Origin of the sequence: Paenibacillus sp. FSL R7-0272 (assembly GCF_037969905.1) — a bacterium.
In the GTDB taxonomy this organism is placed as follows: Bacteria; Bacillota; Bacilli; order Paenibacillales; family Paenibacillaceae; genus Paenibacillus; species Paenibacillus polysaccharolyticus.
Window position 1 is genome coordinate 6509848 of record NZ_CP150221.1, and the last position, 20174, is coordinate 6530021.

Sequence of the window (20174 nt, forward strand, 5' to 3'; positions counted from 1 at the left end):
AATTGATGAATATCGATTAGACCCAATTTATGTAACACCTGCACTCCATTTCAATGATGTATTCTTCAGTATCACGATTTTAAAAAAAGAGGTTGTTCTCTGATCCCTTAGCGGAATCAGAGAACAACCTTAGATCTTATTTTTTTACTGCATCAGATGACGGTTCAGGAATTTCTCTATCGCACGATAGAGATCCAGTTGATTCTCTACATTGGCGAAGCCGTGCCCTTCATTCATTTTCAACATATATGGCACGTCTACTCCACGTTTACGCAGTGCTTCGACAATCTGATCGGACTCGGCCTGTTTGACACGCGGATCATTGGCACCCTGAACAACAAATAGTGGTGCTTTCATCTGATCGACATGGAAGAGCGGTGAGATTGCGGTAAGCAGCTCTTTGTCCTTCACCGGATCACCGACACGCTCATAAAACAAATTGCGCCCAGATTCCCAATATGGCGGTAGCGAGTTAAGCAGCGTAAAGATGTTAGATGGGCCTACATAACTAACCCCAGCAGCGTATACGTCCGGGGTGAAGGCCAGGCCAGCGAGAGCCGCATAACCCCCATATGATCCACCATAAATTGCGACTCGCTTCGGATCAACTGTACCTTCTTTTACCAGCCAGTTCACACCGTCGGTGAGATCATCCTGCATGGCTTTACCCCACTGCTTATTGCCTGCCTCTAGAAACTTCTTACCATAACCTGTTGATCCACGGAAGTTCACTTGCAGGACTGCATATCTGCGGCTTGCCAAGAACTGGACATCCGGAATATATCCCCATGAATCCCGGGCCCAAGGTCCACCATGCGGAAGAACAACCAAAGGAAGATTCGATGCCGTCGCACCTTGTGGCAGTGTCAGATATCCATGAAGGTCCAGGCCATCCCGAGACTTGAACATAATTGGTTTCATATCTGCCATTTTGGTCTCATCAATCCATGGAGCCGTATCCGCCAGCTTATCGAGCTTGCCTGTTTTGGAATTATAGAAATAATATGTGCCCATCGATTTGTCACTGTATGATATAAAGAGTGCCTGCCCATTATCACTTGTGCTTATAATACCAACCTCTTTGCCAGGCACCTTGGTTTTGATATCCTGCATGAGTGTCTTAAACTCGTTGTCAAAATACTCATAGTTGACCTTGTCTGTCTCATAGACTGCTGCAAGGATCTTGCCTTTTTCTTTGGAAGGAATAACATTGCTGACATCCACATCTTTGTTTTCAAAAAGAGTTCTGGTTACCTTCTTTGTTGACAGGCTATATTCCACGACAGCCATCTTGTCTTGCTCCAGATTGGATACTGCGTACAGGTTTTTGTTGTCGCTTGTGAACATGACAGGAACAAACGTATCTCCCAGATCTGTTGTGAGCAGTGGCTGGAACGGCTGATTCTCCGCATCACGATACAATAAGGAAGATACATTGCCATCACTGGATATGGCTACACGAATTTTTCCTTCATGGTCTGTCATCCAGCCTGTAATGTTACCCGGATTCTCGGCAGCAATAACTGCCTCCCCTGTCTTGATATTGATACGGTATACGTCAAAAACTCTCGCATCACGCTTGTTCATGCTTACCAAAATTTCATCTGGAATATTCTCCAAAGGATCGACAAGCATAGCTCTTGTATTTGGATAAGGTGTGAGATCTTTGCTATTTTTTCCATCGATATCTGTAATATACAGGTGGTAGTTCTCATCTCCAGCCGCATCCTTTGCATACAACAGCTTGTCATTCGTTGCCCATGCAAAACTAGCAATACTGCGATCTGTTTCACTTGTAATACGTACAGGCTTATCTTGACCATTTGCCGTAACCACGATGTTCATCCGATTGTTCCACGGCTCCATGTAAGCCAGATGTTTGCCATCAGGGGACATTTGAAAACCTGCCTGAGCAGGCTGTTTGAAGAAGTCCTCAAGCGGTGTGACCCCTGCTTTCTTCACATCAAGCCCTAGGGCAAGGTATAGTGCACTAGCAAATTCCCCATGCGTTACTGCTTGTTTTGCATGAAATGCATTACCTTCGATAATGAAATGTTGTTTAACTCGGACAGCATCATTCGCATGTACAGCCGGGATTTGGTCAGCATCACTGTAGATCACCTGTATACCATTATCCTTCAATTCGAAAGCCCGTGTGAACAACGAAGCCATCTGGGCACGTGTAAGCGGAGCATCTGGCGCATACCCTTTGGTATTACCTTGAATGAGATCACCTTGTTTCAGCGCATAAATGGCTGGTGCTGCTGCATGATCGGACAGAACGTCTGCAAAACCTGTAAGGGTTGCCGGAGCATCCAGTTCAAGCACACGCTGCAGAATAATCGCAGCTTCAGCACGTGTAATAGGTGTTGCCGTTTCTTTCATTCCATCTGTGGTGCCATCTATGTATCCCAGTTGTTGCAGTGTCTGTGTTGCCTTGGAAACGATAGATTCCGAGACAGCCGCCGTAGGTTTGACTGCTTCGGCCGCCTGTACGGCAGGCTGAATCAAGGCAATCGACATGGCCATGGACAGCGTGAGTGCATACACTTTTTTGCTAATCGAGTTCAAATGTTTTCCCCCTTATAAGTGAATTACAGGATAATGTGGAACTATACGTATCCTATTTTACTATGATTATCCATTTCGGAACAGCGGCAACTCTCCTTGACACGGGTGGTATGTTTAGTTTACTTTTGTGTTCGAAAATCCGTAATTCAACAGCTTGCGCGTCTCAACGAACCGCCCTTCCCTCGTATCTGATCCAAATACAACCGAAATTAGCCGTTTGCCATCTCGCTCAGCCGTTCCAACGAAATGATACCCCGTATCCTTGTCATATCCAGTCTTTAATCCATCATTACCTTCATAAGCATATGGACCCCCGATTGAAGATAACATCCAGTTTGTATTGCTCATATAGATCCCCTTTTGGTGCAACGAGACTTGCATTTGATTGGAAACTTTAAGAATCTCGGGGTGATGGTTAAGCAAATATTGGGCAAGCTTGCAGGCATCCATCGCAGTCATTAACGTTTGACCCTGGATATTATGTGGACGATAAGGACCAAGCATAGTCTCGCTTAGACCTGTAGAGTTGGTGAAGTGAGTATCCCCTGACAGACCAATCTCAGCAGCCTTTTGATTCATCCGCTGTACAAATTGATGTTCTGAACCGCTGATATGTTCCGCCAAAGCAACGGTAGCATCATTGGCAGAATATACTGCCACCACTTGGAATAACTCCTGAACAGTGAATCGATCCCCCTGTTTGAGTGCAAGCTGATTCCCGCCAACAGAGCTGGCGTAACGACTAACATTAACAGGATCATCCCAACGAATATCTCCTCTCATTGCAGCCTCCATTACAAGTAGCTCGGTCATTAGCTTGCTGATACCTGCAGGAGCAATTTCTTCGGAGCCATTGTAATCCATCAGCACCTGTTCCGAATTCATATCCATCAAAACAGCCGACTCGGCTTTAATGCCTGGCTTACCAACCAGCATGTCCGGTTTTACTCCCAAATATATAATAACTAGTAAAGTGAATAACATTCCTGCGCGTTTCCACCATATTTTCATCGATTCATCACCTCTTACCTATATAGACGTAGCAAAGAGGCATTTTGTCTGCACTTTTTTGAGAAAAAATTAAATTTTTTTTATTTTTTGGTTACAAAAAAAACATGGACTCCATACACCCCATGCCAGAGTGTTGGAATCCATGTTTATTAATAATTACTGAGCAACAACCGCTTTATCTGCATTTACAGCCAGATCGCTCAAGTATACGCCAGTTCCATCACCAATCGCATAGTTCATTACACGTTTGTTAACTGGTGATACCACAGCACGGTACAACGTTGGGAATACTGGAACTTCATCTACCATGTATTGTTGCCATTCATTGTAGATCTCTTTACGTTTCTCTACGTCAAATGCTTCAGCAGAGATACCACGTGCCAGCAATTTGTCGTTCTCTTCACTGGAGAAACGAGGGAAGTTATAGAGTGCATCGCGTCCATACAGACCTGATGGATCAACGTCGATACCAACACCCCAAGCCGCTTGGTACACATCGACATTAGGATCATCTTTACCTGTGTTACCTACACGGTCGTAGAAGTTGTTAAACTCGATCATTTCCAAGTTTACTTTCAGACCGATTGCTGCCCAAGATTGAACATAGTAACGTGCAAGTGGCTCAGCTGTGTCGCCACCTGTCATAGAAATAAAATTGATTTCAAGTGGTGAACCATCTGGCTTCGTACGGAATTCTCCGTCCATTTTATAGCCAGCTTCGTCAAGCAATTTCTTTGCAGCTTCCGGATCATATTTCACACCTGGATTGTTGGAATCATGGAATTCAGGGTGAGAAGGTGGAATCAGTGTTGTTGCATTCCAGCGAAGACCGTTGTAGAAACGTTTACCTACTTGGTCATTATCTACAGCCATCCACATCGCTTTACGCAGGTTTTTATCACCCATTTTTGCGTCAGGATTAGATTTAACTTTATTGTTCTCAGCATCCCATGTTCCCAGTTTGAAACCGATGTACGTATACGCACGGTCGATTGCACCCAGGAATTCAACGTTGGAGAGGTTCGCATTGTCTTTATACTGATCTGTCGGGAAGGAGTCTACCAGATCTACACCGCCAGATTTCAGCTCTTGAACAACCGTTGTCGGGTTGATTACTTTCAATGTTACTTTGTCCAGTTTTGGAGCTCCACGCCAGTAGTCATCGTTTTTAACAAACGTTACAGACTCACCTGGTGTGATCGTTTCTACTTTAAATGGACCAAAACCGATTGGCTTCTCACGTACTTCTTTGGAAGAAGACATTTTCGCAATATCCATACTACCAAAAATATGTTTCGCTAATGGATATGTCCACACGCCGCCTGTCAGCAGGGATGGCGTTGCTTCTTTATACGTAATGCTGATTTTTTTGTCACTCAGCACTTTAATACCAGAGATTGTTTTTGCTTTTCCAGCATGATACTCATCCATACCTACAACACTTGTGAAATTGGAATCATAACGCGGGCCGTCATAGCCTTTGCCACCGATAACTTCATAAGCGAATTGCAAATCTTCAGCCGTCACCGGCTTGCCATCATGCCAGTTTACATTGTCACGAATCGTGAGCGTAAACGTTTTGCCGTCTTCGGAAGTTTCGTATGTTGCTGCACCATCATTGGTGTAAACATAGTCTTTATCCCAAGTCAGCAAACCTTCGTCAAACCATTGCAAAACTTGCGCATCCGGATTACCGGAATAGAAGTTATAGTTCAATGTACCTTCAAAAGCAGTATCGGATACGAGACCAAAGGTAAGTGACCCACCTGCAATGGCTGTACCTTCATTCTTTTTGACATTACTGAAATCCTCAATAGAGTAAACCCCTTCTTCTTTCGCAGGTTTCTCCTCTGTTTTTCCTTCTTCTGTTTTTGCTCCTGGTGCAGGAGTTGCTGCTTCTTTCTCGGAGCACGCCGCAAGCGCCAATACAAAGACCAGCATCATCGTGAAAAATAGTCCTCGTGAAAATAATCCCTTTTTCATGAACCTTTCCTCCCTTTTTTTAACCTCTTCTTTGTCTTGCATCCGTCGCACGTTTCAAGGCCTGTCCGACATTATTTATACTCAACATCAATACCAGGATCAGTAGTGATGCAGGTAGCCAAATCCACCATCTGTATTCCAAGGTTTGCGGATTACGTGCATAACTTACGAGTGTTCCAAGACTTGGTGTGCTTTCCGGGAAACCAAATCCCAGGAAAGACAACCCGGATTCAAGACCAATATTAGCTGCCAGGTTCAATGTCATCGTTACAATGATAATCGAACTTAGGTTAGGAAGAAGCTGCGATACAATAATTTTAAAGTGAGAAGATCCAAGTGTTTTGGATGCTTTAATATACTCGAGTTCACCCTCCTGAAGCGCCTTGGATCGAATCAATCTGGCGATTCCCATCCATAGGAAGGCGGTCATAATGAGCGAGAATGAAACGATATTATATTTCGGTACAGCCGTTACAAAGGCGATAACCATCATCAGGAATGGCAAGATCATGAAAAAGTCCACCACACGCATGAACATATTATCAATCATTCCGCCAAAGTATCCCGAGAGCACACCAACCAGAATGCCAATAAATCCAGTCATTAAGGTTACCAGAATACCGATAGTTAAAGAGTTTCTTGTCCCAATAACAAGCTGACCAAATACATCTCGTCCGCCATAGTCTGTTCCCAGCCAGTATTGTGCGGAAGGTGGCTCATATAGTGCAAACAAGTCAACTTTAACAATATCGTCCTGATTCAGAATCATAGAGGTTCCATATACAAGAAGAATGACAAGCCCCAGGAATATGAGCGAAACGAGGGCTACTTTGTCCCTGACCAACTCTCGCCACACAATGCTTAAGCCGGAAGGGCTTTTATCAACCTTCTGCGAAGTTACAATAACATCATTGGTCTTGCTCATCTGTTTTCACCCCGAAATCTTCAAGTTCTTACTTAATGCGAATACGCGGATCGACCAATCCCAGAATAATATCAGACAGCAGTGAGCCTAGAATCGTAGCAATCCCATATAATAATACGAGTGCTGTGACTACACTGAAATCCCGTAATGAGATGGAATTCAGGAACAACTGTCCCATACCCGGGTAGCTGAATATACTTTCAATAAAGATGGTTCCGCCGATCAGCCCCGTAATCTCATACCCGAAAAATGCAGCAATCGGCAACAGGGAGTTTCGCAAAATATGTCTGTTGTAGATTCGGGATTCCGAAGCACCTTTGGCTCTCGCCGTGATTACGAACTCTTTGTGCTTGATATCAATAATCTCACTGCGTAAATATTGTACCGTGGATACAGTGGAGATTAGTGCCATTGATAACGCTGGTAGTAGCAAATGGTGAATCTTACTTATGACGTATTCAAATGTTCCTGGTGTAAGACCTGGTGCCACACTTCCCCCTGTCGGGAACCATCCAAAACGGAACCCGAAAATCCAGACCATGACCAGAGCGAAAATGAAGAGTGGTGCTGCAAAACCCAGGTACGTATATCCTGTAATTAAACGGTCAGACCAGGTGTCGTTATAACGACCACTGATGATACCGAGTGGAATAGCAATAAGATATGTGAGAATCAGTGTTGCCAATGCAAGCCAGAATGTATTGGCAATCCGTTGACCAATAAGATCTGTTACTGGCATTTTAAAACGGAACGATTGTCCGAAATCACCCATAGCTGCATGCCTGATCCAGTCCCAATACTGTATATACCATGGATTATTCAATCCTAGCCGTTCACGCTGTTCTTCTAGCGCTTTGGGATCAATACTCGGATCAAGCAGTCCCGTCAACGCGTCACCTGGCATGGCTTTGGCCATCAGGAAGACCAGAATACTAAGCAAAATTATTTGAGGAATCATTATAAATATTCGGCGTACAATAGTTTTCCACATATGGCCTTCAACCTTTCTGAGGTAAAGCTACCCGGTGAGTATCGGAAATGGATTGGAGCGAATAAGCAAGCCCTTCCTCATCGAAGAAGTTGCGGTATGAATTTTCATACTCGGATTTGATCTGCTGTCGGAAAGCTATCATTTCCTCACGTTTGGTTGGGTCCATATCCGGAATCGCTGCGATAAGACGTTTGGTATAGATATGTTGGGGATTTTCAAAAATATCATCTGTTGTCCCTTGTTCCACATATCGACCTTTATACATAATTCCAATCTGGTCGCACATATGACGAATAATGCCCAGATCGTGGCTGATAAACAAATATGTCAGATTCAGTTCTTTCTGAATTTCCTGCATGAAGTTGAGCACCTGGGCTTGTACGGATACATCCAGTGCTGATACAGGTTCGTCAGCGATAATCAGTTTGGGCTTGAGTGCAATGGCACGAGCAATTCCGATCCGTTGACGTTGTCCCCCCGAGAATTCATGCGGATACTTGTAGATAGACTCCGGACTTAACCCTACCTTTTCTAACAAGCTACCGACCTGCCTCTTCTCTTCCGTTGCCGTCAGTCGTTCATAGTTTCTTAGAGGCTCAGCAATGATGTCCATAACGCGCTTCTTCGGGTTAAGAGACGAATAAGGATCCTGGAAAATCATCTGTACATCCCGCTGAAGCTGGCGATCTTTGCGTCGTTCTTTGGTCAAATCCCTGCCATTGAATAAAATTTTTCCACTTGTCACATGATTCAGACCAATAACAGCTCTGCCTGTTGTTGTTTTGCCTGAACCGGATTCCCCAACAAGGCCGTAAGTCTGGCCTTCTTCAATGGAAAAGCTGACATCGTCAACCGCTTTGACACTGCCAATCTCCCGTTTTAGTAATCCTCCGCGAATCGGAAAGTGTATTTTGAGTCCTTCTACTTCAAGTAATGCCATTATGTTATGCCTCCTCCGCTTGATCAGGGAAATGAAAGTGCTGATAGCAGGTACACCTTACGAAGTGTCCTGGCGCAATTTCATGCATCTGCGGGTTATCTTCATGAGCAGAGTCGCTAATCCATGGAATTCGGGCCTTGAATCTGCACCCCTGCCTTGGAAGATTTTTGAGAGAAGGTACGATGCCTTGAATGACATGTAATTTGGATTTTTCTTCAGTAATCGTAGGGATCGAGTTTAATAATGAACGTGTATAGGGATGTTTTGCATTGGTCATCAATGTAACAATATCCGCTATTTCAACAATTTCTCCTGCATACATGACGGCTACACGATCAGCCATCTCGGCCACTACACCAAGGTCATGCGTAATAAGGATAATGCCTGCGTTAATCTCATTCTTCAGCTCTCGGATCAACTCGAGAATTTGCAACTGAATGGTAACGTCAAGTGCTGTTGTTGGTTCATCGGCAATGAGCAGTTCTGGCTTATTGGCAATTGCGATCGCGATAACAATACGTTGCCTCATGCCGCCAGATAATTCGTGGGGATATTGCTTATATATTTGTTCGGGACGTGGAATCCCTACCTGGTTCAATAAGTGAATAACCTTATCCCGCTTCTCTCTGGAAGACAGCTTCGGTTGATGAAGAGTGAGAATCTCTTCAATCTGTTCACCTATAATCATTAGAGGATTGAGTGCGGATAGTGGATCCTGAAAGATCATCGCCATTTCTCTTCCGCGCAGTTTGTTTAATTGATTAGGGGATATGTTGGCGATATCTTTCCCTTTATAGAGAATCTGACCTTCGATTTTGGCTTTGTTATGCAATCCCATCAGAGAAAATGCAAATGCACTCTTACCTGAACCTGATTCTCCTACAATAGCCAACACTTCATTTTTCTTAACCTTAAGATTAACGTGATCGACTGCTGCATAATAGTTATCTTCAATTCTGAATGATGTCGTTAAGTCTCTGACTTCCAATAGCTCTTTATTCAAATCAATCACCCTAACCCTGTAATTTCATCAGACTGTATTCATAAGTAGAAGAGTGCATCCACTGTATATTTCCATGTTGTTCCTTAAATTGAACAAAAGTGTATACAAAATACCTTATCGTTAACAGAATCAAGATTATAGTCTTCAATTTAAACCATTGGTCAATTAATGTTGATAATTCCTAGCGGAATTATAAATACAAATAATTACTGTAATCATACGTGTAATTTAAGTTAACGTCAATCATTATTTTGGGATTTATGGAATAAATGTTTTCTATGCTACAGTTTTGGGTAATAGTTTTGGCTAAAAGGTATCTATAGCAGGATTTTAGTGTGAGAGTTAAGTGTGCTCGGGTGGAATTACAACAGTATGAGGCTTGTGTACAAAGTTTTTTTGTGTTTATATATAACATGTCTATGACACAATGTGTAGAGTTAATAGCAAATAATTTGGGAGTAACTTAGTTAGTGTAAATTACATGTCACATTTAGGGGGATTTTGTCGTTTCATAGAATCTCTGCTTAGAAGTCATATGAAGCTTATATATATATACATTTATTTAAGGTTTGTAAGATAAACGTAAAAATCTAGTTATTATAGTATAGTTTTATTTAATTGTTGCTGTAAAGAGTTAATTGTTACTTTTGAACATTTATTTTACAAAAGAAAGAAAAAAGTCCTGCAAAAAGCAGGACTTTACTAATAAATATTCATAATTACGCATATATACTATTACCTTTGTGGTGCCAATGGTGGCCTTTTACCACGTTTTAAATCGCGAATACTCAAATCAAAGTCCATCTGTAGATGTGGATAGTCCGGAAAGTTAGTCCAGTCTCCACCCCAGGTGAAACCTAGCTCTTTAGCTAAATCGACAACCTCCATCCAATCTGCCTTGCCATTGCCATTATCATCTCGTTCCATATCCCAGACAATATCTCCATCAGGGGTTCTTAAGGCAAAATCAATGGCTAGTCCATAGTTATGATAAGACTCCCCGCCTCTTGCATTGGTGACAATATTCCCAGAAGATGAGCGTCCCTGTGCAAAGAGAGCATCTTGTTCCTCCACACTCCGATATCCATGCGTAATCACAACTTCTATACCTCGCCTGGCAGCCATACGGACTAATACACCTTCACTTTCGGCAACAGCTGGATGCAAACCGGTAATTGGCAAAGGCTCGGGAATTATTTCATCTTGCCATATCTCTCCCAAGTCCCCTTTTTGTTGCAACCATACAAAAACAATGGATAGAATAATCGTTGCGATGATCCAGTTTCTCAGGCTTTTCTTCCTTCGCTGTCTTAGCTTACGTAGTGATGAATTCATATACTCTCCTACACTTTTTTTACTCATCAAGCTTTAATTCTTTTTAAAGGCTTCATTTCAGGTAAACTAACTTCTATTATAATTCATCTCAGCTGTGAAAGCTTCTTCTGCAAAAATTACATGATTATACGTTTTCATTTTCTTGAATTTTCATATGGTATCCTTATTCTTATCCTTAGATTTATAGTATTTAAGAATACAAAAAGAGCAGCCGGCTTATAGCCGGCTGCTCTTGTATGCAAACTGAGTAAGACTACTCAGTTGTGTATGGCAACAATGCGATTTGACGGGAGCGTTTAATTGCAATCGTCAGCATGCGTTGATATTTAGCGCTAGTACCTGTTACACGGCGTGGCAAAATTTTTCCACGTTCGCTGATAAATTTACGAAGCAAGTCCGTATCTTTATAATCGATGTGAGTAATTTTGTTCGCTGTGAAGAAGCACACTTTACGACGTTTGTTGCGACCACCACGACGTGCCGGTCTTTTATCGTCTCCGCCTTCTCTTTGCTTGAAGCCCATGCTTTTCAGTCCTTTCCTATCATGTAACCGATATCTCGTACGAGTAACGGCTCACGTTAAAATGGCAAATCATCATCCGATATATCAATCGGTTTTCCGTCATCGGAAAAAGGATCCTGATTGTTGCTACGCGCAGCATTATTGTTGCTTGCACGTCCGCCGCCGCCTCCATAAGAAGGCTCTTCACGCATAGGTTGACCCCCGCCGCCACCGCCTTCGCGGTTAGCTGACTCCAAGAAACGAACATTATCGGCAATGACTTCGGTCACGTATACACGTTTTCCTTCGTTATTCTCGTAGTTCCGTACTTGAATGCGTCCTTCGACTGCAGCCAGACGACCTTTACGCAAATAGTTTGCACAAGTCTCGGCAAGCTGTCTCCAGGTTACGACCGGAATAAAATCTGCTTCCCGCTCTCCTCCTTGGCTTGTAAACGGTCTGTCTACGGCCAAAGTAAATTGTGTCACGGCTACTCCTGCTGGAGTGTAACGTAACTCAGGATCCCGGGTTAACCGGCCGATCAGAATGACACGGTTCAACAATGTAATCCCCTCCTTCTGAGCGTATTGGTGCGATAATCACGAGTTAATGTCTTAGGCAGACTTAACGTCGTTGGTAATGAGATAACGAATTACTTCGTCAGAAATTTTCATGAGACGCTCAAGCTCAGTAACTACTGCTGGTTCAGCAGTGAAGTGTACCAGAACATAAACACCATCACGGAATTTCTTGATCTCATACGCAAGACGGCGTTTACCCATAACGTCGTGAGCTGTAACCTCACCACCGCCGTTGGAGATGATGCCTTGGAATTTATCGACTGTAGCTTGAACAACTTCTTGCTCAACGTCAGGACGAATAATGTACATCACTTCATATTTGCGCATAATTTTCACCTCCTTATGGACTCTGGCCCTCAATCCAGGTTGAGAGCAAGGAACGAGCACAAACTCGAACTATATTAATATAACAAATACACAAACGAAATGCAAGCAAACGTTCCCTGTACATATTGGTACATAATCCCCATCATGTTTAGACATCAGATGGAACACACTACAGAAGTAACACTGATCTCATTCTGTGGAGGAGGCTACTTATTATGGGTGAAAGAACCGAGTTCGAACCTGGTGACAAAGCGCCGAATGACGGAGAATACACTGAAGTCGGGGAGAAGAGTTTTCACACGGAGATTAATGATCCCAAGCGAGTCACGCTAAAAAAGGGTGAAGCCTTTCCGGAAACGAGCAATCACAATCGCAAGTGGAAAAAGCTGACTAAAGCTCGCGTTCATTAAGTTTTTTTCAGTACCACGTATATAAAACGGTAGTTAGCACATAATACAATCAGGCGGTACACGAGAGAGGTGTGGTTCCGTTGGACAACGAAGCCGATTTTTCGATGTTGGAGATGCATCACGTAATATAAGAAGCTTGTGGGTGTGTAAGACTTCAGTCCGAAGCACAGGTATTGCTACAAGCAGTACAGCCAGCGTTTCTGTCGTTACGACCGATTGTGATCTAACTAAACATGTACCGCCGGATAAAGAGCCCGTCAGGGCTCTTTATTTTTTTATACGGGGCCACATTATACAATTTTCCAAAAAAATATAAGAAACAAAATAAAAAGACTATCCAATAGGCTAGTCCCTTCAAGTTGTTTATGATGACTCCAGTCCATGGAGTTATGTAAGCATTGCATTTTCGCAAAATCTAAATGACTTAAGTGGCGGAAAGGGTGGGATTCGAACCCACGCACGCTGTGACACGCCTAGCTGATTTCGAGTCAGCCCCCTTGGGCCTCTTGGGTACCTTTCCGCAGCAAAATTGATTATATCACGCCTGTAGTCGGAAAGCAATACCTATACCCTGTCTGCATGAAAACGCTATTTCACTATTACGTTTCATCACCGCGATATGGCTAGATCTTGCATCTAAAATACCGGATATATGTTTTCCTCTTCCACCCTACCCTCAGGATTCCTCATCCTCTTCTACCGAGCGTAACACTTTTTTCATGTTTTTCTCGAACTTGGCCCGAGGAATCAGTACGCTATGTTTGCAACCAACACACTTGATCCGAATATCCATCCCCATCCGAATGATCTCCATCTCATTGCTTCCACAGGGATGTTGCTTTTTCATCTGTACGATATCTCCAAGCTGGAAACTTTTACGCTCCACCTGCACCATCTCCCTCATCATTATCCATCGCAGCCGCCTGCTCTAATGCAGCCAATTTGCTTCTCTCATGGTACTCGAGTATTTTCTTCACATCTCCCTGAATTTGACGTTCGACCGAAGACCGGGAGTTCGGCATACATTCCGCTACCACACGAATGACATAATCAGAAGTAGACATCGACTGAATACCTAGCACATCCGGTACCTTCACAATATTCAGATCTCGTTCCTCAATACCTGCGAGCGATTGCTTCACCAGATGTACGGACTCATCCAGCGTCAGATCAGCCTTCATCGGGATATCCACTACAGCAAGCGAATTAGACATCGAATAGTTAGTCACACTTGCAATTGTACCATTCGGAATGATGTGTACTTCTCCCTGCCAGCTTACCAGTTTGGTTGTTCTTAGGCCAATGACTTCAACAGTTCCTTTGAACGTGCCTGTCTGAATCACATCTCCTACAGCAAACTGATCCTCTAAAATAATAAAGAATCCGGTAATGACATCCTTCACTAAACCCTGAGCACCAAAACCAATTGCAAGCCCGAGCACACCGGCACTAGCTAACAGTGGCCCAACTTGAACATTGATCTCCGATAACAGTAACAAAATCATAATGAAATTACATGTTATCGAGGTCGCATTTTTCAACAACTCACCAATCGTTACGAATCTGCGCGGGTTGACGCGAATTTTGCCTTCCTGCTTCCGTGCCATCGAACGATCAATAACCCTGGACACCACTTTAATGACAATACGACTGATAATAAAAATAATGAGGATGCGAATCGAACTGAACATGATGTTAAGCCACATATCCGTATCCGAAATTTTAGCCCACACCTGATCCGTCCAACGAATGGCTTCATCCACAGTTGATGCATAAATGCCGACATTATTACCAGCTTGCGCAAAATAAAATGACATCAAAGTCTGATTCCTCCTCTACATCGGTATGTTATCATAGCTGTCTTCGGTTTTGAAATAGAGGCCGCGAATCTCAACAAACTCATCACGAATAATTTTCTGTACTCGCATCAGATCCTCTTTTGGAAACTGAATACACAGTGCACAGCCCGCTGTAATCTCCTTAGGTGTCGGAAACAAGTCAATCTCGATCTCAGCAAACTCTAGTAGCATCTCTGCTCGCAGTGCCTGCTGCGTAGAATCAAACGCAATCAACATCCAATCGTTCAGCCATTCGTCCATGTCCTGCTCCTTTCAAGCTACAACCACTCTCAGGTAAAAAGCCTGTCCTTCCGAAGTATAAAACACTCTACCTTTCCATATACTGATACTACTATTCCAAGGGAAAGGATAGATCCTATGAATCCTACTTCGCGTTCCTTTTCATCACAAGATCTGACCAGCCTGAAAGTTCCTCATACTGATCCAGGTGTGCATTCTGCCATTGTACATCGTTTAATGTTCCATCTCTATAAAGCTCATTCCTTGCAAAATGTAGTGATTGTCTGCATCGGTACAGACCGTTCCACAGGTGACTGTCTCGGACCGCTAGTGGGTACGTCACTGGCAAAATGGGACAGCCCTCTGTTCCATTTATATGGCACATTGGATGAGCCGGTTCATGCTGTAAATCTGCAAGACACACTCCACAAAATCTACAACACCCATCAAAATCCGTATGTGATTGGTATTGACGCCTGTCTTGGCCAATCCTCTAGTGTCGGTTGTATCCAGGTCGTAAACGGCCCGCTCAAGCCTGGCGCAGGCGTAAATAAAGAATTACCGCCGGTCGGCGATATCCATCTGACAGGTATCGTTAACGTCGGCGGTTTTATGGAATACTTTGTGCTTCAGAACACACGGCTTAGTCTCGTTATGCGGATGTCTGAAATTATAGCAAGCAGTCTGTACTCGGCCATTCGGGAATGGCACACTCGCTCTACTCTGCTTGCTGTGCCAGAGTAATAGCTTCCTTCTCCTCTGGGGAAAGTGTATACGTTGACTCTCCCCCTTTTAGAGGTTTTGCATATACATATGAACCATCACGATTGAATAATCCCGTAAGGATCATACCATCCTGACTTTCATTAATCATGGCTATCGAAAAGCTCAGGTCGCTACCACGCTCTCCATAAGCGTTGTATCTTTTCACACCGACCTTGCCCTGAATACGAGCCAGCTTCTGCAATGCTGTTTGCAACTGATTCGTTTGCAGTTTGTGTTCGTCCTCAATGCTGTCCATCTGAATCTTCAGATTAATTAGTAGGGACTCCAAATCCTCCACACCACTGCCAGCCATCATGGCTTCGTATTTACGTTTAAACTTCCGTAACTTTGCCCCTTGAGCAATACTCACGATCAGCAAAATCACCGTAAGCAATGCCAATCCGCCAATAATCCATAACAGCTGTTCCAGAATCAGCTCATTTAATTCAGCCATGTAAGTGCAACTACCCCTCTATGTTTTTGATCAGATTCACGTCTGTCCGTAGTTCTTAGCTTTTATTATAAATCAACCCGTTATTCAAGGAATTAATCATATATTTCCATTTTGACAACAGAACGTTGAACAATTTTGTTACTCCCTATTTCACTGCTGTCAGCTCAGTAATGGCCCGAATGAGTTCATCGACCTCTTCATGGGAAGAGTTGTATCCAACGCTTGCTCTGACAGCCCCGGTAGCTGTTGTACCTGCTGACTCATGCGCAAGTGGAGTACAGTGAAATCCTGAACGAACCGCAATACCATAATTCCGATCCAGCCGGAATGCAAGCTGAGCTGAATCATATCCCTCAATTATAAAGGATACTAATCCTGAACGAGGTTGTCCAATGTCCGGGCCCAACAGTTGAATACCTTTGATCGAAGAAAGCCCATTCATTATAAGTTGCGTTAACTCCCACTCATGCTGATAGATGGAAGCAGGTGTCATGGCAAGTACATGCTTCACCCCCGCTCCTAACCCAGCAATCCCCACCGTATTAGGAGTCCCTGCTTCATATCGATCTGGACGCACTTTAGGCTGTTCTACTGCCTCGGATTGACTACCTGTACCTCCATGAAGGAGAGGTTGCACATCAAGCTCAGGAGCGATGTATAAGCCGCCTGTACCTTGGGGTCCTAGCAATCCCTTATGTCCTGGAAAAGCGAGCATATCAATGCCTAGTTTTCCTACATCCACTGGCATTATCCCAACACTCTGAGCTGCATCCACCAGTAAAAGAGCGTGATGTTGACGGCATAGTTCTGAGATTTCTCCAATTGGCAAAATGCTCCCTAGAAGATTAGAACTGTGCGTACATACGACCAAACGGGTGTTTTTCCGAAACATCCGCTCCATCTGTTTTAAGTCTATGGCTCCATAAGCTGTGACGGGTACATAATCAACCTCAATCTTACCCTGTCTGCGAAGGAACTCCAGGGGGCGCCGAACTGAATTATGTTCCGCCATGGTGGCTATAACATGATCACCCTCTTGAAGCACACCCTGAATTGCAAGATTAAGAGCTTCTGTTGTGTTTGAACCAAATGCAATATCATTAGGGTTTTTAATACCAAACAGAGTCGCTAAGCCTTTTCTCGTTTCAAACAAAACCCTGCTCGCCTGCACAGCCATACGATGACTCCCCCTGCCTGGGTTAGCCCCTGCAAATTCGAGGGCATTCATCATTGCCTCACCAACAGCAGGTGGTTTAGGCCAGGATGTTGCTGCATGATCCAGATAGATTGTGTTCTCCATCCTCCTACCACCTCAGCTCATAAGAATTAATTACAGGATTTGTTTACAAACAAAGAATGACATATCGTTTCTCCAGAACACAGAGTCGATATGTCATGACATGAGTAGCTCTGCATGTTGTTAATGATGCACCCGAGTTGTTATTGCAACAGTTCTAATAATCGTTCGAGATCTTGTTTGCTATAGTAGTTGAGCTCTATTTTACCTTTATCTTTCTGACCGTGTTTAATTTTCACTGTCGTTTTAAATCGTTCCCGAAGTGACTCTTCCAAGGTGTCAATGAACGGATCTTTCTTCTTTAGCTTGGCCTTAGCCTTCGCTTCACCTGATTTGGAACGATCAAGTTGTTGCACTGCCTCTTCCAGCTCACGAACACTCCACTGCTGATCAATGGACTGTTTAGCCAGCTGTTTGACCAGGTTCTCATCCTTCACACCAACAATGGCACGTGCATGTCCCATCGACAATGTTCCACGTGAAACATGATCCTTTACTTCCTCTGGCAAAGCCAGCAACCGTAAAAAGTTAGCGATGTGAGAGCGTGATTTACCGACCTTTACGGACAACTCTTCTTGGGTCAAAGAGAATTGATCCATTAATCCCTGGTAAGCTACTGCTAGTTCCATTGCATTCAGATTCTCCCGTTGCAGGTTCTCAATCAGGGCTATTTCCATAACCTGCTGATCATTAAACGTACGAACAACAGCTGGAATGGTAGCATTACCACAATACTGTGATGCCCTAAACCTGCGCTCGCCTGCAATAATCTCAAATCCTCTGAGTACAGGACGAACGATAATGGGTTGGATCACGCCGTGCTGCCGGATCGATTCCGCCAGTTCATGTATTGCTTCCTCATCAAATGCTTTACGCGGCTGATAAGGGTTAGCCCGCAGTTGACTAATCGGGATTTCTACGACTTTATCATCGTCATTAATTGAAAGCGAAGGAATGAGGGCATCTAGTCCTTTTCCAAGCCGCTTACTCATAAGAAATCACTTCCTTTGCGAGCTCTAAATACACTTCCGCTCCTCGGGAACGGGGATCATACGTTATAATGGATTGCCCGTGAGATGGTGCCTCACTCAGCCGTACATTACGCGGAATAATCGTTTGATATACCTTTTGCTGAAAATACTTCTTCACTTCTTCTATAACTTGAATGCCCAGATTCGTCCGAGCATCAAACATCGTTAGTAACACGCCTTCAATCTGAAGAGAGGTATTTAAATGTTTTTGCACCAGCCGAACCGTATTCAGCAATTGGCTTAACCCTTCCAATGCATAATACTCACACTGAATCGGAATAATCACGGAATCGGAGGCTGTTAGCGAGTTGATCGTCAACATTCCGAGCGATGGCGGACAATCAATAAGAATATAATCATAATTATTTCTAACTTGTGCGAGTGCCTTTTTCAGACGAACTTCTCGCGATATGGTGGATACCAATTCGATCTCGGCTCCGGCAAGTTGAATTGTTGCAGGTATGATATGAAGTCCCTCAATTTGTGTCTCCGCGATCGCTTCCTGAGGAGGCACATCATTAATTAGGACATCATATATACAATTCGCCACATCTGCTTTATTAATTCCGACTCCGCTCGTTGTATTTCCTTGGGGGTCAATGTCAACAAGCAGTACCTTCTTCCCGAGTGAAGCAAGTCCTGCACCCAAGTTAACCGATGTCGTTGTTTTCCCCACACCGCCCTTTTGATTTGCTACGGCCATAATCTTAGACAATACCTTCACCTCAAATAAAATAGGAGTCTTTTCTTGTAGGTTGTGAGTTACAGTTAACAATAAGCAGGCGGCCACCGTCCACAAGAACAACAACTACCGTTTCCTTAACAGAACGATTTGTTCCCTTCACGTCGCATGAAAAACGGACTATATAGACAGAAAAAGCGGCCATTGCCGCCTTAAGCTTCAATTATTTGCGTTTTGGAATATGAATAACAATCTCGTAGTGATCCTCATGATCCGCTTCTTTTGTTTTGATATCCATACCTGAGCCTGTTACCATATCGATGGATTGGCGAATCGTGTTAAGTGCCAGTCTTACATCCTTAGTAAAAGATATTCGTTTGGACTTTTTAATCTTGGAAGCTTCCTTATAAAAAGCAACACGTACCTCTGTCTGCTTGACATTCAATTCCTTGTCGATAATCTCGCCCAGCAATTTCAATTGCAGTTCTTCCGTATCCAGCGACAACAAGGCTCTTGCGTGACGTTCAGATATTTTGCGCTCCATCAAGGCTGTTTTCACACCTTCTGGAAGATTCAACAACCTAATCTTGTTAGCAATGGTAGATTGACTTTTACCAAGTCGTTGAGCAAGGCTCTCCTGTGTCAACTGATGCAAATCTATCAACTTTTGGTAGGCAACCGCTTCCTCAATCGAGGTTAAACCTTCACGCTGCAAGTTCTCAATTAACGCAATGGATGCGGCTTGAGAGTCGTTGAATTCACGCACAATGGCCGGGATGTGCTCAAGACCTAGTTTGCGAACAGCACGCCAGCGGCGTTCCCCAGCGATAATCTCATATGATCCATTACGGACCCGAACAACAATAGGTTGAATAACACCATGTGTTCTGATCGTTTGCAGTAACTCATCAATTTTATCATCATCAAAAATAGTACGGGGTTGATATGGGCTACTCACAATTTCGTTAACCGGAACCTGTTTAATCTCGTCTCCGTTATTGCGCTCCGCCAAACCAAACAACTTCGAAAATTGTTCTTTCATTCCGTAGATTACCACCTAGTTTCGTAATAGCTCCCACATTAGCAGGTGCTTCTTATTCCATAAGCGAGACTTCATACTCATCGTTCCTGAAATAAGTTATGCCACTCGTATTGCCCTGCTGCGAAACAGCAACAAATGCTTAACCATCTATTGATATGAACTAATCTAAGATCACTGTTTACGCAGGAACTGATACTTCTATTCTATCATCTTTTTCACCATAATCCTATGTTTACCTATTCTTTA

The 20174-nt window shown here is 43.6% G+C and carries 21 protein-coding genes and 1 tRNA gene; 2 read left to right on the top strand and 20 right to left on the bottom strand.

All coding sequences use genetic code 11. From position 1 onward, the window contains the following. Positions 1–144: 144 nt before the first annotated feature. The 11 genes from MKY23_RS28430 to rpsF form a co-directional block, all read right to left on the bottom strand. Entirely contained in the window at positions 145–2571 is a 2427-nt protein-coding gene (locus MKY23_RS28430; RefSeq protein ID WP_339834286.1) for an alpha/beta fold hydrolase, read from the bottom strand. Positions 2572–2685: 114 nt separating this feature from the next. After that, positions 2686–3582: a D-alanyl-D-alanine carboxypeptidase family protein gene (locus MKY23_RS28435; RefSeq protein WP_154960421.1), complete on the bottom strand. Its 897-nt coding sequence runs from the start codon at positions 3580–3582 to the stop codon at positions 2686–2688. 156 nt (positions 3583–3738) lie between these two features. Then, complete coding sequence (locus tag MKY23_RS28440) at positions 3739–5565, bottom strand: oligopeptide ABC transporter substrate-binding protein (protein WP_339834289.1); 1827 nt, start codon at positions 5563–5565, stop codon at positions 3739–3741. Positions 5566–5584: 19 nt separating this feature from the next. Further along, positions 5585–6490: an ABC transporter permease gene (locus MKY23_RS28445; protein ID WP_123067009.1), complete on the bottom strand. Its 906-nt coding sequence runs from the start codon at positions 6488–6490 to the stop codon at positions 5585–5587. A gap of 28 nt (positions 6491–6518) precedes the next feature. Further along, entirely contained in the window at positions 6519–7481 is a 963-nt protein-coding gene (gene opp4B, locus MKY23_RS28450; protein WP_154889655.1) for an oligopeptide ABC transporter permease, read from the bottom strand. 7 nt (positions 7482–7488) lie between these two features. Beyond that, complete coding sequence (locus tag MKY23_RS28455) at positions 7489–8421, bottom strand: ATP-binding cassette domain-containing protein (protein WP_090923584.1); 933 nt, start codon at positions 8419–8421, stop codon at positions 7489–7491. 4 nt (positions 8422–8425) lie between these two features. Further along, entirely contained in the window at positions 8426–9424 is a 999-nt protein-coding gene (locus MKY23_RS28460; RefSeq protein WP_090923585.1) for an ABC transporter ATP-binding protein, read from the bottom strand. Between the two features lie 735 nt (positions 9425–10159). Beyond that, complete coding sequence (locus MKY23_RS28465; RefSeq protein WP_339834294.1) at positions 10160–10786, bottom strand: M15 family metallopeptidase; 627 nt, start codon at positions 10784–10786, stop codon at positions 10160–10162. A 226-nt stretch (positions 10787–11012) separates the two neighbouring features. Then, positions 11013–11282, bottom strand: a complete 270-nt coding sequence (rpsR, locus tag MKY23_RS28470; protein WP_090923587.1) for a 30S ribosomal protein S18 — start codon at positions 11280–11282, stop codon at positions 11013–11015. Between the two features lie 56 nt (positions 11283–11338). Next, the gene (ssb, locus tag MKY23_RS28475) at positions 11339–11824 is read right to left on the bottom strand and encodes a single-stranded DNA-binding protein (protein ID WP_090923588.1); all 486 of its coding nucleotides are present in this window, start codon (positions 11822–11824) and stop codon (positions 11339–11341) included. A 51-nt stretch (positions 11825–11875) separates the two neighbouring features. Next, positions 11876–12169 carry a 30S ribosomal protein S6 gene (gene rpsF, locus MKY23_RS28480; RefSeq protein WP_024629534.1) on the bottom strand — a complete coding sequence of 98 codons (294 nt, stop codon included), beginning with the start codon at positions 12167–12169 and terminating at the stop codon, positions 11876–11878. Between the two features lie 215 nt (positions 12170–12384). Here rpsF and MKY23_RS28485 point away from each other — a divergent pair, with 215 nt between their 5' ends. Then, the gene (locus tag MKY23_RS28485) at positions 12385–12579 is read left to right on the top strand and encodes a YjzC family protein (RefSeq protein ID WP_090923589.1); all 195 of its coding nucleotides are present in this window, start codon (positions 12385–12387) and stop codon (positions 12577–12579) included. A gap of 429 nt (positions 12580–13008) precedes the next feature. On the opposite strand, the gene MKY23_RS28490 is transcribed toward MKY23_RS28485, so the two are convergent. The 4 genes from MKY23_RS28490 to MKY23_RS28505 form a co-directional block, all read right to left on the bottom strand. Then, positions 13009–13099, bottom strand: a tRNA-Ser gene (locus MKY23_RS28490). A gap of 156 nt (positions 13100–13255) precedes the next feature. Beyond that, a complete protein-coding gene (locus tag MKY23_RS28495) occupies positions 13256–13465 on the bottom strand; it encodes a DUF951 domain-containing protein (RefSeq protein WP_090923590.1) in 210 nt (69 codons plus the stop codon). Continuing rightward, positions 13455–14396, bottom strand: coding sequence for a mechanosensitive ion channel family protein (locus tag MKY23_RS28500; protein ID WP_154960431.1), 942 nt, complete (start codon positions 14394–14396; stop codon positions 13455–13457). The genes MKY23_RS28495 and MKY23_RS28500 overlap by 11 nt, the downstream gene beginning before the upstream one ends. Positions 14397–14414: 18 nt before the next feature. Next, entirely contained in the window at positions 14415–14678 is a 264-nt protein-coding gene (locus MKY23_RS28505; RefSeq protein WP_186809681.1) for a DUF3343 domain-containing protein, read from the bottom strand. Positions 14679–14795: 117 nt separating this feature from the next. Between MKY23_RS28505 and yyaC the strand changes: the two genes are divergently transcribed. Then, positions 14796–15401, top strand: a complete 606-nt coding sequence (yyaC, locus tag MKY23_RS28510) for a spore protease YyaC (RefSeq protein ID WP_090923592.1) — start codon at positions 14796–14798, stop codon at positions 15399–15401. Here the strand turns inward: yyaC and MKY23_RS28515 are convergent. The 5 genes from MKY23_RS28515 to noc form a co-directional block, all read right to left on the bottom strand. After that, the gene (locus MKY23_RS28515; protein ID WP_090923593.1) at positions 15376–15876 is read right to left on the bottom strand and encodes a DUF4446 family protein; all 501 of its coding nucleotides are present in this window, start codon (positions 15874–15876) and stop codon (positions 15376–15378) included. The two genes, yyaC and MKY23_RS28515, sit on opposite strands and share 26 nt — an antisense overlap. 145 nt (positions 15877–16021) lie before the next feature. After that, on the bottom strand, positions 16022–17176 hold the full coding sequence (locus tag MKY23_RS28520) for an aminotransferase class V-fold PLP-dependent enzyme (RefSeq protein WP_339834306.1): 1155 nt from the start codon (positions 17174–17176) through the stop codon (positions 16022–16024). Positions 17177–17316: 140 nt separating this feature from the next. After that, entirely contained in the window at positions 17317–18165 is an 849-nt protein-coding gene (locus tag MKY23_RS28525; RefSeq protein ID WP_154960418.1) for a ParB/RepB/Spo0J family partition protein, read from the bottom strand. Further along, positions 18158–18919, bottom strand: coding sequence for an AAA family ATPase (locus MKY23_RS28530; protein WP_090923627.1), 762 nt, complete (start codon positions 18917–18919; stop codon positions 18158–18160). The genes MKY23_RS28525 and MKY23_RS28530 overlap by 8 nt, the downstream gene beginning before the upstream one ends. Before the next feature lie 190 nt (positions 18920–19109). Further along, complete coding sequence (noc, locus tag MKY23_RS28535) at positions 19110–19928, bottom strand: nucleoid occlusion protein (protein WP_090923596.1); 819 nt, start codon at positions 19926–19928, stop codon at positions 19110–19112. Between the last annotated feature and the right edge of the window lie 246 nt (positions 19929–20174).